At 39.8% G+C, this 15,534-nt stretch carries 11 protein-coding genes; 3 read left to right on the forward strand and 8 right to left on the reverse strand.

What is annotated here, in order from left to right; genetic code table 11:
* Window positions 1–10: 10 nt before the first annotated feature.
* The 3 genes from QQJ93_RS07485 to QQJ93_RS07495 form a co-directional block, all read right to left on the reverse strand.
* Window positions 11–1,540, reverse strand: a complete 1,530-nt coding sequence (locus QQJ93_RS07485) for a hypothetical protein (RefSeq protein ID WP_089122890.1) — start codon at window positions 1,538–1,540, stop codon at window positions 11–13.
* 171 nt (window positions 1,541–1,711) lie between these two features.
* Window positions 1,712–2,899: a mannose-6-phosphate isomerase, class I gene (gene manA, locus QQJ93_RS07490; protein WP_089122891.1), complete on the reverse strand. Its 1,188-nt coding sequence runs from the start codon at window positions 2,897–2,899 to the stop codon at window positions 1,712–1,714.
* Between the two features lie 142 nt (window positions 2,900–3,041).
* Window positions 3,042–4,934, reverse strand: coding sequence for a PTS fructose transporter subunit IIABC (locus QQJ93_RS07495; RefSeq protein WP_089122892.1), 1,893 nt, complete (start codon window positions 4,932–4,934; stop codon window positions 3,042–3,044).
* A gap of 196 nt (window positions 4,935–5,130) precedes the next feature.
* On the opposite strand from QQJ93_RS07495, the gene QQJ93_RS07500 reads away from it, so the two are divergent.
* Entirely contained in the window at window positions 5,131–5,982 is an 852-nt protein-coding gene (locus QQJ93_RS07500; protein WP_089122893.1) for a helix-turn-helix transcriptional regulator, read from the forward strand.
* A 47-nt stretch (window positions 5,983–6,029) separates the two neighbouring features.
* On the opposite strand, the gene QQJ93_RS07505 is transcribed toward QQJ93_RS07500, so the two are convergent.
* From QQJ93_RS07505 to QQJ93_RS07525, 5 genes are all read right to left on the reverse strand, one after another.
* The gene (locus tag QQJ93_RS07505) at window positions 6,030–6,833 is read right to left on the reverse strand and encodes a PTS sugar transporter subunit IIA (RefSeq protein WP_089122894.1); all 804 of its coding nucleotides are present in this window, start codon (window positions 6,831–6,833) and stop codon (window positions 6,030–6,032) included.
* On the reverse strand, window positions 6,823–7,131 hold the full coding sequence (locus tag QQJ93_RS07510) for a PTS fructose transporter subunit IIB (protein WP_089122895.1): 309 nt from the start codon (window positions 7,129–7,131) through the stop codon (window positions 6,823–6,825). The genes QQJ93_RS07505 and QQJ93_RS07510 overlap by 11 nt, the downstream gene beginning before the upstream one ends.
* Before the next feature lie 72 nt (window positions 7,132–7,203).
* The gene (locus tag QQJ93_RS07515) at window positions 7,204–9,453 is read right to left on the reverse strand and encodes a zinc/cadmium/mercury/lead-transporting ATPase (protein WP_089122896.1); all 2,250 of its coding nucleotides are present in this window, start codon (window positions 9,451–9,453) and stop codon (window positions 7,204–7,206) included.
* A gap of 146 nt (window positions 9,454–9,599) precedes the next feature.
* Window positions 9,600–10,406, reverse strand: coding sequence for a sugar-phosphatase (yidA, locus tag QQJ93_RS07520; RefSeq protein ID WP_089122897.1), 807 nt, complete (start codon window positions 10,404–10,406; stop codon window positions 9,600–9,602).
* Between the two features lie 82 nt (window positions 10,407–10,488).
* On the reverse strand, window positions 10,489–12,153 hold the full coding sequence (locus QQJ93_RS07525; RefSeq protein ID WP_089122898.1) for a DUF2813 domain-containing protein: 1,665 nt from the start codon (window positions 12,151–12,153) through the stop codon (window positions 10,489–10,491).
* Window positions 12,154–12,426: 273 nt separating this feature from the next.
* On the opposite strand from QQJ93_RS07525, the gene QQJ93_RS07530 reads away from it, so the two are divergent.
* Together QQJ93_RS07530 and QQJ93_RS07535 are read left to right on the forward strand one after the other, a co-directional pair.
* Window positions 12,427–14,160, forward strand: a complete 1,734-nt coding sequence (locus tag QQJ93_RS07530) for a bifunctional metallophosphatase/5'-nucleotidase (protein WP_089122899.1) — start codon at window positions 12,427–12,429, stop codon at window positions 14,158–14,160.
* A 330-nt stretch (window positions 14,161–14,490) separates the two neighbouring features.
* A complete protein-coding gene (locus tag QQJ93_RS07535) occupies window positions 14,491–15,444 on the forward strand; it encodes a TerC/Alx family metal homeostasis membrane protein (RefSeq protein ID WP_089122900.1) in 954 nt (317 codons plus the stop codon).
* The last annotated feature ends 90 nt before the right edge of the window (window positions 15,445–15,534 follow it).

The raw sequence follows: 15,534 nt of genomic DNA on the forward strand, positions 1-15,534 counted from the left end.
CGGGGTGAAGCTATTTAATCAAGGCTTTGAAAGCATGCAGTTTTTCATTGGTAATCGGCGTATCTAAACCCGCTCCTGAAGCAATATCATAAATATAAGCCGCTGTTTGGCCTGATGAGTCAGTTGCTGTGATGTACAACTGACTGTCGTCGGTTAAGTTGATAGTGTCGATTTCAGTTCCAGCAAGGATAGTTGAAATCGAATTATCCTCACGTTTGATGATAGAAATCTGAGTTGATTCTTTAATTACAATATAATGGTCATTTACCCAAAGGTAGTTTTGCTGGCCGCCTTCGATTTGGCCAGCTTCACTTCCTGTTTCGAAACCAGTGTTGGCATTAATAACAAAATCACTTGTTAAGGTTTTTACTTTATTTGTCAATGGCCCCGTTTCTGATTCTGTTTCTGAGATAGAATACAAACATTGTTTGTTTCCATCATCACAATCGTTGCCATTAAAAGATCGGCTTAAAGCCAATGTTTGTGCATCGTCTTGATTGCGTGGGTTAAGAGCAATTTCACCATCCCAACCACCTGCTAAAGATTCATCAAGTTCAGCATCGCTGTTTAATAATCCAGTATTCAATAAAGTTAATTCCGAATTATGCACAGTAAGGATCTGGTTTACATTGCTGAGATTTTTAATTTTATTATCAATTCCGAGTAAGCCTGAAACCACACCAGAATTGATAGCTGGAATCACTACCGTTTTACAAGTAATTTGTTGTGCGACAGTAAGCTTATCACTATTACAAATTTCATTACTGAACGAGGCCGGGGCACCTTTATTTGTTTCTATTAATACATCACCGAGGTTCGTGCTAGTTGATAATAATGTATCACCGCTTATCTGAATAATATGTTTTGCTTTTTCTAATGTTTTATTCTCAATAAGTTGCTCTAACACTTCAATAATTGATTCATTAGAGTTTTCATCAGTTAATTTAGAAATAGCATCAATAATAGATTTAGTATTCAATTTAAGGTTGTTATAAAAGTGGCCCCGAGTATAAGAGCTGGTATTAAAGGTTTCACCGTTAGAAAAAACTAATAAACCTTTACTATTCTCACCAATAAATTCAGGTAAATCTTTATTGTCAGAAATTAAGAAATATTCACCAGCTTGGATTGTCCCATCATCAGAAGTCGATGTTTGTACATAATACCAAACAGGTTTTCGATAGGTATGATTGATAGGATCATGTTGCTCAACACTATCACTTAAGTTTTGATATTGGTAATGAGAACGATGATTCTCTGTTACTTCAACGATAAAACCACCATTAGACACGGGTGTAAATTTGTCGACATTTACATTTGAAATATCACCGATAGTTGACCCATTAGAATCAAACCCAATAAGGTGAGTGCCTTCATTATCATTTGAACCATCAATTCGAGCGATGCTAGAGACATTGGTTAATGAAGAAAAATTAAGCTCAGTCAGAGATTCAGATGGTTCAGAGTTCGAGCTTGAAGAATCGTTACAAGCTGAAAGGGTGATACAAACGGTTGTAGCCAGTAATAATTGTTTTAACATGAGCAATCCTATGTTTTGGAGACAGGATTTTAACACCTTTCGTTTATTTTCCAAGCGTGCAATAAGTTGGTCTGATAATAATAAAAAACCGTGCCACAAAAATAGTGTGGCACGGTTTGAGATATCGACTCAATACACTTATCACAAAGCGTAATTTATATTATTTCTAAGCTAGTTATATGCACGAGCAAAACAGCCAGAGCTTAATACTCTGTATTCACCGGCAGAGTATGGAATAAACGCTGACTCACCTTTAGTTAGCACTAAAATATAGCCACTCGGGTGGGTAAGCGTGACATCAGCATTGATAGCAAAAATGATCTCAGCACTATCACAGGTTAAGTTTGCTTCACACTCATAGACACTGAATTTAAAATCATCGACTGGAATTGGATAGTGTTTAGCATTTTTTTCTTCTTTTGGTGCTAGAAGAATTTCGTTGCTTGGTTTTGGTTGGCAAATTGTATTGGCAATGAGTTCTGGAATATCCATATATTTTGGGGTTAACCCGGCACGTAATACATTATCTGAATTAGCCATGATTTCTAAACCTGTACCTTTTATGTATGCATGAGGAGTACATGCATCAAGGAACATAGCTTCACCCGGTTTTAGTGTGATCACATGTAACATCAATGGGGCAAATAAACCGACATCACCTGGATATTGTTTTTCTAATTCAATTAATAGGTCAGCGAGTTCGTTGCCTTTGTATTCCTGTGCGTGAGCCATTAATGCCTGAATCGAAGAGTCTTTTGCTTCACCAGTTAGGGACAAAATAGCTTCAAAAAATTGACTTAAGCCTGATTCGGTTTGATTGTCTTTTAATGCCGCAACCTGTGTTTGTAGAGCAGGGGCATTCACCGTTTCAAACATACGAATAATATCTTTAAAATCTCGGAAACCATTCATTGCTTGATATGGCGTTAATGCGTAGACCAATTCAGGCTTATGATTGGGATCTTTATAATTCCGGTTTGCTGCTTTTAAATCAATTCCTGCTTGGTTTTCTTTTTCAAAGCCAACTTCTGCTGCTTGTTTGCTTGGGTGAACTTGAATGGAAAGGGCTTTTTCTGCTGCAAGAACTTTAAACAGGTATGGTAGTTCGTTGAAACGTTTTTCAGTACGCTCACCTAATATCGCCGTTTTGTTTTGTTCAATGATGCTATCTAAACGAACGATTTCTCCATTTATGTCGACTTGAGAGCAGCCGTTAGAGTGCGCGCCCATCCAAATTTCAGCTTGAGGCTTATTATCAGGATTTGGGATATTGAAAAGCTGTTGAATCGATGACGTACTGCCCCATGCGTAATCTTGAATAACGTTTTGCATGAAAATAAAAGGAGGAAGAGTTTTCATAATAATCCTTTACGGTCATACCTTAGATCCTGAACGACAACTCGAATCATATTGGGTATATAAAATTAAAATTTGGAAAAAACAATGCAGGCATTATAGCCTGCATTGGATTCAAAATGTTCAGAAGTTATTTCATTCTTTATTATGCTGTTGCCATTTTTGCTTGGCGCATTTTTTTCAATGCGACACAAACTACAGCGGTTACCACTGCACCTGTTGCCATGCATAGAATCGCCAGCAAAGGTTTGTTCATCGCACCGAGTAGTGCAACCACAGGACCACCGTGAGCTACGCTGTTGGTAATGCCGAATGAAAATGCCATTACTGCGCCAACCATAGAACCAAGTACGTTTGCTGGGATTACCGATAGTGGATCTTGCGCTGCAAATGGAATGGCACCTTCAGAGATACCGACTAAGCCCATTGCACCTGCAGCTTTACCTGCTTCAATTTCGCTGTCTTCAAAGATACCAAATTTGCGGCCAATGACGGTTGCTAGCGCCATACCCAGAGGAGCAATTGGAATAGCCACGGCCATTGCACCCATGAATTGAGTTTGGCCACTTGCAATCATACCGACAGAGAATAGGAAGGCGACTTTGTTGAATGGGCCACCCATATCGAAACCAGCCATACCACCAAGAACAATACCTAGTAGAACTACGTTACCTGTGCTCATTTCCGTTAGTACTGCGTTTAACCACTGCATTAGGTCAGCAATCGGTGCACCAATCACGAAGATAAACAATGAAGCAATAAATACTGTACCTAAGATTGGAGCAATCATTATTGGCACAAGTGGTGCGATCATTTTGTGATACTCACGCTGTGCAATAAAGCGAACAAAGTAACCCACTAGCAGACCTGCGATGATGGCACCAATAAAGCCTGTACCCGCTTCGGCACCGTAAAAAGAGCCATTATTAGCAATCCAGCCACCAATAAAACCTGGTGCAAGTGCTGCGCGATCGCCAATGGCATAAGCAATATAGCCTGCTAGTATAGGAATCATTAAAGTAAAGGCCACAACACCCACATTTAATACTTGGTTCCACAAGCTACCATCTGGAATTTGCATGCCGTTTGGTGTTGGTTCACCACCAATTGCTAGTGAAAGCGCAATCATCAAACCACCAGTTACCACAAACGGGATCATGTGTGATACGCCATTCATTAAGTAACGATAAAGATTTGAGCGTCCAGAATTAGCTCCTGATTTTTCTTCTTTGGTATTACTGCTAGCATCGGCTTGATAAGGTGCAGCATCGAGAGCTTGTTGAATGACGCCTTTACCATTACTAATAGGTGCTTTTACACCTGTTTGTATAAGCTTCTTACCATTAAATCGGGCCATATCAACTTGCTTATCACAGCTCACTACGATGGCTACCGCACGGTCGATTTCTTCTTGAGTTGGTGCATTTTTAACACCAATCGAACCATTGGTTTCAACTTTAATTTCGTAACCCATTTCTGCGGCAGCTTTCTCTAAACCTTCAGCTGCAAGGTAAGTATGGGCTATACCAGCAGGACAACCCGTAACCCCAATGATTAAGCCTTTATCTGCCGCAACCGTGTTTTCAACTTCTTTCTTTTCAAGCAATAATGCTAGAGCCGCTTCAGGTGTTTCAGCTTTAAAAAATGCTTCAATAAAGCCATCTTCGATTAATTTTGATGATAGTTCTGCTAATACTTCGATATGGTGATCAGCGCCGCCATCAGGAGAGGCGATCATGAAGAATAGTTTCGAATCTTCACCGTCTTCGGCACCATATTCAATACCAGAACGACTGATACCAATGGCTACCGCAGGCTCTGCTACCGCTGCACTTTTTGCGTGTGGAATTGCGACGCCTTCTTCAAAACCTGTATTACCAATTTCTTCACGAGCATAAATATCTTTCAAAAATTGAGCTTTATCGCTGAGCTTGCCTTGGGAATTTAAAATCGTCACCATTTCATTGAACACTTCGTCCTTGGTGGTCGCTTTTAGATTTAAGCAGATTAGATTTGCATTAATCAACTGGGTAATCATGGCAGTACCTATTATTAGTATTGATGTATTGTTGATATGAATTGTTGGTCATTTACTAAAGAAAGAATAGTGCATATAAGTTGCATTTACTGGATTATTGTAACCACTGAAATTGTTTGTGATCCTGATCACTGGTAAATTAAGTGGTGCTATATAACGTATACATTCCCTAAATAATCTAAGGCTGCTGTACCGCATGAATCAGACTTTTATCAATGTGCTAGAAGGTGTGCTATCTGACCGTGAGCACTTTAATCGTGTGTGGTTTGCCAATGATCACACCACTCCACCGCCTTTCAGTTATCAAGTAAACTTTTCCCGAATGGAGTTTGTGATCACCGGGGAATACATCAATGAAATTGAAGATCCTGATTTTGGCGTAACGAAAGTAAAGGTTCTACCCGGTGATATTTTGTATATTCCGCCCAATAGCTGGAATAAGCCTGACTGGGATAGTGATTGTTGCGTTTTAAGCTTACTATTTGGCAAGCGCCAGCTAGGGTTTAGCTTGGTTGAAAAAAGGAAAGGGGAAGCCAATTTCTTCGATGTGCAGAAGCATAGTATTCAAACTCGAACTGGCCATGCGATCGATCATATTCTCAGCGCATTAAATACGTTATCCAAAGAAAAGAATCTTCATCCCACAGGTGGACATTTATTGATGGCTTTAATGACTTATTGCCACGGTATGTTGCTGTCTCCTGATTTATCATCACAGAGTCGTAGTGAAGATCTTTATCAAGGTATATGTATTTATATTCAAGAAAACTTCCATCGCAACATTACTCGAGACAGTATCGCGCACCGCTTTAATATCAGCCCAAATCATCTATCAAGATTGTTCCGCCAGCAAGGTCACATGCGTTTGGCTGATTACATCACTTGGGTTCGATTAGAGCGGGCGAAATTCATGTTGACACGTTATTCATTTCGTTTAGGTGAAGTGGCTTTACGGTGTGGTTATAACGATGTGAACTACTTTTTTCGAGTGTTTAAGAATAAAACCGGTAGAACGCCTAGTGAGTTTCGAGCCATGTATGTGGAATAGTCAATTGGAAGTTAAGTTAACAAACTAACTGGGTAAGTTGAGTAAAGTTATTTGTCTAACTTCATAAAGCACGTGATGATGGCTTGTAGCTCCGAATGATGCCTATGTTGGCAGATAAATTGATTAATCTCAGAATTAACCAAAGCCATTGCCAAGTGCCTCACTGCCAATAAGGTTTGCTTATTTGCATCGGTTGGTAGCATTAAAGCAATAATATGAGTAACAGGAGGAAAGTGGCTTCCCCAATTTAAAGGCGTGTTGGTGGTTAATATAATTAGCTGTGGTTTATCAATTGCAGCATTAAGTAAATGTGGTAGGGCAACGCCATTATTCATTGCTGTTGAAGACAATGCTTCACGTTTTTTTAATGCTTCTTCTATGGCTTGGCGATCTTGATTTTGAGTTAACTGAGACAGCCTTTTTAAGCAATATTGCTTTTGAATTAATTGGTCTGTTGGTTCGGTATACAGTGCCGTATAAAGCTTCGTAAAATTGTTTATCTCTTTTTCAATATCAAGGCATTGGATTTGAAAGAGACTGTTATTAGATGTAGTCGGAAGATTGATAGCTTGTGTTTCAATAATAAAGCAATCAGTTTGCAAGAAAGTAATTAACGGTAACTGATACTGCTCGGCATTTTCACCAGTTAATACTAGTTGGCAAAGCTCGAAAGGGTGAAAGGCTAATGTCATCGCACTGAGGTAGTCTTTAACATCAACCTGTTGCAGGGATTGCACTTTAACTAAAGTGACACTTCCTGTAAAAGATTTGACTTGTTGGTGAATACCTTTAATCAACCAAGTTGGTAACCCAGTGGAACCTAGATAGAAGGTAATACGTTTATTTTGCATGCGCTATACAACGTTGGATCACTGCATCAGGGTTGGTGAGGATATCTTCTATAGACACTTGAATAGTTTGAGCATGTTCAAATCGTTCAGCTTGTTCTATTTCAATATCCGATGCGATCAAAACCACTTGAGCTAAACTGATATCTTTATAAGTCAGTTTATTATCAATTCCCATCGCACCTTGTGTTTCTACATGAATATTAATTTGTGCTTGTGCGGCAGACTTAACCAATGCCTCAGCCGCCATATAAGTGTGCGCGATTCCAGTTGGGCAAGCAGTAACAGCAACGATCTTCATCGGCTTTTCCTATTCGATAACGTTAATTCGCACATCATACTTCTGAGGCATTAACTTTCAACTTGTTTTAGTTCAATCAGTGCTTTTAGGCTCAAATCTCAACAATCTTAATGCATTCAACGTTACTAGAGCGGTTGCGCCACTGTCTGCCAATACTGCAACCCATAATCCAGTGATACCAAGTAGGCTAGTCACAAGAAATACGGCTTTTAACCCTAATGCTAAGGTGACATTTTGACGAATATTCGCAAGGGTCGCTCTAGATAATTCAATCATAGCAGGCAGTTCGGTCAAGCGATTATGAGTGAGGGCTGAATCAGCTGTTTCCAATGCCACATCGGTTCCGCCTCCCATTGCTACACTGACACTTGCCGCCTTCATTGCGGGAGCATCATTGATACCATCACCAACCATTGCGACTTGAGATTGCTGCGCCAATTGTTCTACAAATGTCACTTTATCTTGTGGTAATAGACTAGCTTTATATTCCATTGATAATTGACTACTGATCGCTTCGGCACTTCTTGGATTATCACCCGTTAACATAATAGAACGGATACCAAGCTTATGCAGCGCTTGAATCGCCAGCTTTGAATCGCTTCTTAAAGTATCTTGCCAAGCAATAATACCAATTGCTGTTTGACTATTTAGGGTAACGACGACTACAGTCTTACCTTGTGATTCAAGTTGTTGAACTTGCCGTAAAGTTTCTGTACCTAAAGGTAATTTCATTTTAGAAGGCGATATAATTTGAACAAGTTTCCCATCGACTTCTCCTTGCACACCGACCCCAGCTAAAGCTTGTTTATTACTTGCTTCTGGAATGGCAATACCTTGCGCTTCTACCTTACGAATGAAAGAGGTCGCAAGTGGGTGATTAGAGCCTAATTCAACTGCGCTAGCATAACGCATCAAGTCTTTTTCATTGGTATTATTTAAGCCAATGATATTGGTAACATCAGGTTTTCCTTGGGTAAGTGTCCCTGTCTTATCAAAAGCCATAATTTCAACTTTACCTAATTGTTCTAGCGCCGCACCGCCTTTAATTAGAGCACCACGACGAGCGGCAGTCGCTAACCCTGAAGTAATTGCGGCAGGTGTTGAAATGACAAGGGCGCAAGGGCATGCAATCAGTAACAATGCCAAACCGCGATATACCCATGTTTCCCAAGGTTGAGCAAATACAAGCGGAGGAGTAATGATTACCGCTAAAGCTACCAGCATCATTAACGGGGTATACCAACGGCTGAACTTATCTAAAAATCGCTCTAAAGGAGCTTTGCGTGATTCGGCATCTTCAATTAAATGTAAGATACGGTCGATGGCATTTTCACCTTGCTTAGATGTGATCATAAATCGCACGACACGGTCTGTCGCAATTGAACCCGCCATTACGTTGTCACCTTTTAGATGCTCGACAGGGATGGATTCACCGGTTAATGCACTTTCATCAAAACTGGCAGTGTCATCTTGAAGTTGACCATCAGCGGGTAGGCGCGAACCAGGTGATACCTCAACAATATCACCGGGTTGGAGTGATGCAGCAGACACAATAACTCTTTCATCATTGATGATTTTAGTCGCATTTTCTGGCACTAATTCCATTAAACTTTGTACACCGCTACGAGCTCTCGATGCCGCGAATGCTTCTAATCGTTCACCAATTAAAAAGAGTAGTAATACCATCGCCGCTTCTGCGGTTTCACCTAAGTATAAAGCGCCGAGAGCGGCAACACTCATCAATGTCTCAATCGCGAAAGGCGTACCTGATTTTGCTAGCTGAATCGCTTTTTTACCAATGGGATATAAACCAACTAAACAAGTTAATGTAAATATCCATTGGCTAATTTCTGGTGACCATATTTTAGCAAGTGCGCCAATCAGCATAGCAGCAGCAATACTCATGATTTGTAGGTTGTCTTTAACAATATTTGTAGGCTTGTTATTGGCACTTTCTGATAATGGTGAGCTTAAATTATTTAAAGTAAAGCCAGCATTTTGACAAGCTTGTTCAATTTGTTGAACTGTTGCAGGGTGTGCGAAATTGACTAATAATTTCTCAGTAGCAAATAGCACTTGTACTTTGTCTACGCCATGAATTTTCGCGACCGCTTTTTCTATTTTTTGGGCGCACGATGGACAATCCATGCCAGATACTTTCCATGATTCAAGTTGACTATTCTTGGAATTATCTTGAGGGTTCTGTGGCGCTTGTTGTTCGCTATTATTGCAGTTATTTGAAGAGCAACATTTTTTATCTGGCTCTACTAAAGGTTGTATTGCTGAGATTGAGTGAAGTGTTTTTATATTATTCGTCGTCATAACTAAGCTCCATTAAGGCTGTTATGCTAAGAATACACCTTGGAGTACACTCTAAGGTCAAGGCGAAATTGGGATATTTGCAAATAAAAACGCACTAGATAAGGAAAACCTAGTGCGCAGTATAAGTTTATAGGTAAGAGCCTATATTACTTGAGGACAAACTTCTCAATGGCCAGAGCAACACCACTGTTTTCGTTCGTTTCAGTGACATAATCAGCAATTTTTTTGGTCGCTTCTGTTGCATTCCCCATAGCAACGCCTAAACCAGCGTACTCCAACATGTGATGATCATTACCGGCGTCGCCTAATGTCATCACTTCCGATGCTTGAATACCTAAGTGCTTAGCTAGGGCTTGTACGCCAGAACCTTTATCGCTGGTTGGGTTCATAAATTCTAAAAAGAATGGCGAGCTGCGAACAATCGTAAATTGCTGATGTAGTTCATGTGGAATTTGTTCAATCGCTTGAGTTAGCTTTCCTTCTTCTTCAACCATCATCACTTTTAAAATTGGATCACCATCATTAAGTGTTTCAAAAGGGCGCTCAGTTAATGTGATGCCGTTAATTTCAGACTCATGAGTTGTGTACGGATTAGATTGTGGGCTAATTAAACCTTGTTCAAGAGAAAAAGCATGAATGAAAACATTTAGGCGCTTTGCCCAGTTATTTAATAGTTTTGCCTCTTTACCTGTCAAGATTTCTTGGCGAATCATGGTATTGCTTGCGACAGTTTGAACTAATGAACCGTTATAGCTGATGACATAATCGCTATCTTGAGTCATTTCTAATTCATTAAGAGCGGCACGCATACCATCTAGTGGTCGACCGGATGCTAATACAACATGAACACCTTGTTGTCTTGCTTGGGTAATGGCTTGTTTATTATGTTCAGAAATTTTGCCAGAACTATTTAATAACGTTCCGTCCATATCGATAGCGATAAGTTTGTACATTAAATCGAATCCTTACAGCGAGAGAGGCAGTGGTAGTATTAATTTTATCGCTGTAATACTACCATTTTATTATTGCCACTCGCTAATTATTGCCGCTAGCCATAGTCATCACACGTTTTAAAATCCAGCGTAGTAGTAATGGGATTTTTTCTGGCCCATGTTCTTCGCAATACTCAACAATGCCCAGTGCAAGATCAGGCTTGGCATGTTTTTTTACTGCGCGTTGAACAATCTTTTTGGCAGGAATCGGGTGATCCGCAGTGATATGTACCATGCTACGGAAAAAATCTTCAAACCCATTATGATAGAGGAAATGTTCAATATCGCGATCGGGTAACTCGGTTAAACGGTGCTTTTCCATATCTTGATCGAGCTGGGTTCTCACCGTAGTAGCGTATTTTTTACCGGCAGGATCACCATCTACCACAACATGCCAATCTATGTGTAGAGCTTTCGCCATTTTGATTAATGACTTTAAGCCAGACTGGGCAAACTCAATAATCTGCACACCTTCTGCTGCCAAGTTATAACCATAGATTTTCGCTAATTCATTAAATAGCCATACTTCGGTTTCACCTTCTACCAATAACCAACAACGCGCAAATAAGGCATTAGGTCGATGAAAGCGAATATGGAAGCTTATCCGCCTTAGATCATCTCGATTTAGTTGATGCTCTTGAATACTGTACGCTTGTGTCATATCTGATTGACGTACTAAGCGACGTATTGAAGAAAGAGGAACCGCACTAAGTAAAATCCCACTATTGGTGGTGAGTATTTTTTGCATTGGAATAAGTTGCAATATTTCCCATGATTTCAATAAATTGGTTGGGTGTAGTCGGCCTTCAGGATCTTCTAAGATCAATATCGGCCTAGCCATGGTGCTGATGGTGGCATTGCCTTTGGCTTGTAAGAAAGCGTTTAGTAATCCCATAAGTAATAACTTACTTTGCTGATTTTTACTTTTACGCAGAATTTTTATTAAGCTAGTTTGGTCGTCTGAAGAGGGATGTTCTCCATTGAATAGGTTTTCTCTAGGTTCTATCTTTTGTTGCGTAACATGTCGCTCAAAAGAGAAGTAGTGTTCGATTAAATCTTGCATAGCATTAATGGTGCTTTTCAATTCACCTTTATTTACATGGCCGGGCATCGCAAGTAATCGGCGATAAGTATTATTAATACGTTTTTCTATTTTGTCGTTAATTGGGCTTTCAAGGTGTTGTTCTCGACGGTTCGGAATCGGTATTCTTCTAGCATCACGTAGGCGAATTACTGGATGTATACGAGATAACTCCATTGCTAATTTATGAGTGTCATTTAATTTGAGTGGATTGCCTTGCTGATCTAAGAATTGGTACTCAGTATCAATTTTAAGCTCACTCCGGGAAGCACTAAGTTGATAGATACAGGTTTTGCAGGGCTGATTGTCTTCGCTCTTATCATCTTGCCAAACTGGTTTAAGTTTACGATAACGAATGTTTCTATGCTCATTTGGCTGAGAGGTTCGCCAGCGAGTAATGATTTGAATCTGCTGAGTTTGTGGGTGAGATTGGGCGTAATCGACGTGAAAATCTTCAATTTCAAATTGATATAACTGGTTAGTTGTTGGTAAGGCGATACACAACGCATCTAATAATGATGATTTTCCCCAAGTATTTTCACCGAGTAGTGTGGTCATTTCATTTAAGCTTAAGGAAAGACGCTTAATGCCTCTAAAGCCAAGGATTTCAATTCGGTCTAGTATCATTAATCGCTCCTTTTTATAGACCCACAATAAAGTAAGTGAAGCGGATGAGAAAAAGTTGGTCTTTGAGTTAAGAGTATAGGATTGAATATTGCTAAACGTTTGTATTCATCACACTTTTTTACCAATAGGCTTTGTTGAGTGAATGAAATCAAGATCGAATATTAAATATTCATAGTTTTGTCATCATTCAAGCAGTAAAATATACCCAAGTAACTTAACTGGCTAGTCAGGTTTTAAAACTGCGCCGGTTAAACAATGACAAACAGAGGTATAATGACCCAAAAGAATAACCAAGCCGTTAGCTTAATTTTAGCTCACATCAATGACACGCATTCTTACTTTGAACCTAGCTCGTTACAACTTGAGCTGAATATTGAACAGCAACAACTAAAGCCTTATGTTAGCGCTGGTGGTTTTGCTCGCATCGCAACTCGTACTCAACAATTAAGAGAGCAAGCTCAACAACGTGATTTGGGTTTTCTATTCCTGCACGCTGGTGACTGTTTCCAAGGCACTTTATATTTTTCGCTATTTAAAGGGCGGGCCAATGCTGAGTTACTCAATGCGTTAAACATTGATGCAATGGCACTCGGTAATCACGAATTGGATATGGGCAATGAGCCGGTCGCGCGATTTTTAACACGTATCGAATTTCCATTGTTAGCAGGCAACTGGGATGTCTCGAATGAGTCGATTAATAAGACGATTCGTGTCAGTGACTCACCGAAATTAGTTCCTTATCAGCCAAGTACCCAACATGCAGGATGGATCACCAAGCAAGTGCAGGGTAGTGAAGTGGCCATCTTTAGTTTGGCACTCGATAAAATGGCGGATATTTCTAACCCCGACCAAGATACGCCATTTATCAATTCTATCGATGTTGCTAAAGCGACCGTAAGAGCGATTCATGCTCAAGGTATTAAAAATATCATTCTGCTTAGCCACTTAGGATATGAAGCGGATTTAGAGTTAGCGAAACAAGTGGAAGGTATTGGCATTATTGTTGGAGGGCACTCGCATAGGTTACAGGGTGACTTTTCTGGTGTTGGACTCGCGAAAGATGACGACTACGGTCAGTGCATCAACAGTACTTATGTCGTACAGGCCGGCTACCACGCTCTTTCAATGGGGCACAGCGAAATTACTTTCGATGCTAATGGCCAAGTAATTGCTTTTAATGGTAAAAATGAATTGTTACTCGGCAGACGCTTATGTCTAGATGCCACGCTTTCTGATGCTTATCAAGATGATTTTCATGCAAAAGCCAGTGATTATTTACGTCAACATGAACATATTGTCATTTGTAAAAAAGATCCGAAAGTACATGATATTTTGCTGAATAAATACATTCCACGTGTCCGTAAGTTACAAGAAACCATAGTAGCACAAAGTGATTCGCCATTAAGACACGTGCGAATTCCAGATCAAGACGGTCCAAGTGTGTTAGCGCCATTGGTGGCAGAGTCGTTCGCTTTTATGATGAAACAGCAAGGTTATGAGGTTGATTTTGCAATTCATAATGCCGGAGGGGTGAGAGCATCGCTCAACCCTGGCAACATTACCATTGCGGATATTGCAGGTAAGTTATTACCATTTGCAGTTCCGATTGGCGTCTATGAAATTCAAGGCCGCTACTTAGCTACCATATTGGAAGGCGCTATCAATAATGCTTTGAATAACGGAGTAGAAGGTACTGGTTCGGGTAGCTACCCTTATGTCCATAACCTTGATTTTACTTATATTGCGGACAACCCTATGGGGAAAAGAATTACCAATTTACGGATTTTTACTGTTGGTGAGCAGTGGCAACCAGTGGAACAAGAACAATGGTATAAAGGTACATCATCGGCCTATACCATGAAAGGGAAAGAGGGTTACGATGCCATTTTAAATATGCATAAATACGGTAAAGTAACTCATTATTCTATGTCTGACTGCTTTACTGAATTTTTACAGAATAACCCACATAGAATTCAACAGTTAAATAAACGCTATTACCGTAACTAATTTGTTTATACCCAAGTAACTATCAAGATAGTCTGCTATTTCTTGGCATTGGTATAAAATAGTGCTTGTAGGTCAATCTACTTCAGAGTAAATTGACTGCGTTTGGGGAGTAGTCAGTGAGAATTTACTTGTCGTCATCTCGAGATAGGCCACATTAATGTGATAGATCTATTTCCGGTAAGTAAAGGTGGTTTTCCACTCTGACGAGACCAACGCACATAGTTTAAATATCAGGACAAATACCAACAAAGTGTGAGCCTGATATTTTTCGTATTGTGCGGATGGTCTGAGTGCTCTCATTCATTTCTATCCGCCATTTGAGGATCAGAAATGCACGTCACAACCTATGCTTACTTCGGTTTACTTACCCTACTGATGTTAGCCCTAGATGTTTGGCAAACACGTAATGGCAATGTCACCATAAAAAAAGCCGCTATATGGAGCCTGTTCTGGGTTTTATTAGCCTTAGTCTTCTTTATCTCTTTATATGAGTTTTGGCCTGTATTCGAGCCGGATAGTGCTTATTCCGCTCATGATGCTGCAACAGCATTTTTAACGGGTTATTTACTCGAAAAATCCCTCAGTGTTGATAATTTATTTGTTTTTGCTTTAATTTTTGGTCGCTTTGCCGTACCTCAAGAGTTAAGACCTAGAGTTTTATTGTGGGGCGTTATTGGCGCTTTAGTGTTGCGTGCAGTGATGATTGCCATTGGTGCGGAATTGCTAGAAGCTTTCCATTGGGTATTGTATTTATTTGCTTTCTTCCTAATCTGGACAGGCTATCAATTAAGTAAGCCAGAAAGTGATGAGGAAGAAGAGGTAAATTCTTTCCCTGAACGCATGGTTCGCAAACTCTTTAGAGTGACGGAAGATTACCAAGGGACCAAATTATTTACTCGTGATAATTTAGGTTTGATGGTAACACCGTTGCTCGTAGTTGTTGCCGTAATAGCAATGACAGACGTATTGTTTGCTTTAGATTCTATACCTGCTATTTTCGCGGTAACTCAAGAACCATTTTTGGTGTTAACGGCGAATGTGTTTGCATTACTTGGATTGCGATCTTTGTATTTTGTCTTAGAAGGCATGCTTGATAAGTTTGTTTATCTACGTCCAGCATTGGCATTTATCATGATATTTATTGGTATTAAGATGCTATTAATTGGTACGCCATGGGCAATTCCGACTATGGTATCGTTGCTCGTACTATTAACAACTATGACTGTTGCTGTGATTGCCTCCATTATGAAAGAGAAAAAGCTCAAAAAGTTAGATGCAAAATAACTTAATAGCAGCCTAGTTCAGTAAACAAAAAATAAAAGGCCGAAGCAATGTTTATTGCTTCGGCCTTGAAGTTACTGGGGCTTGATTTGT

The organism is Vibrio algivorus (assembly GCF_030161215.1).
Taxonomy (GTDB): domain Bacteria; phylum Pseudomonadota; class Gammaproteobacteria; order Enterobacterales; family Vibrionaceae; genus Vibrio; species Vibrio algivorus.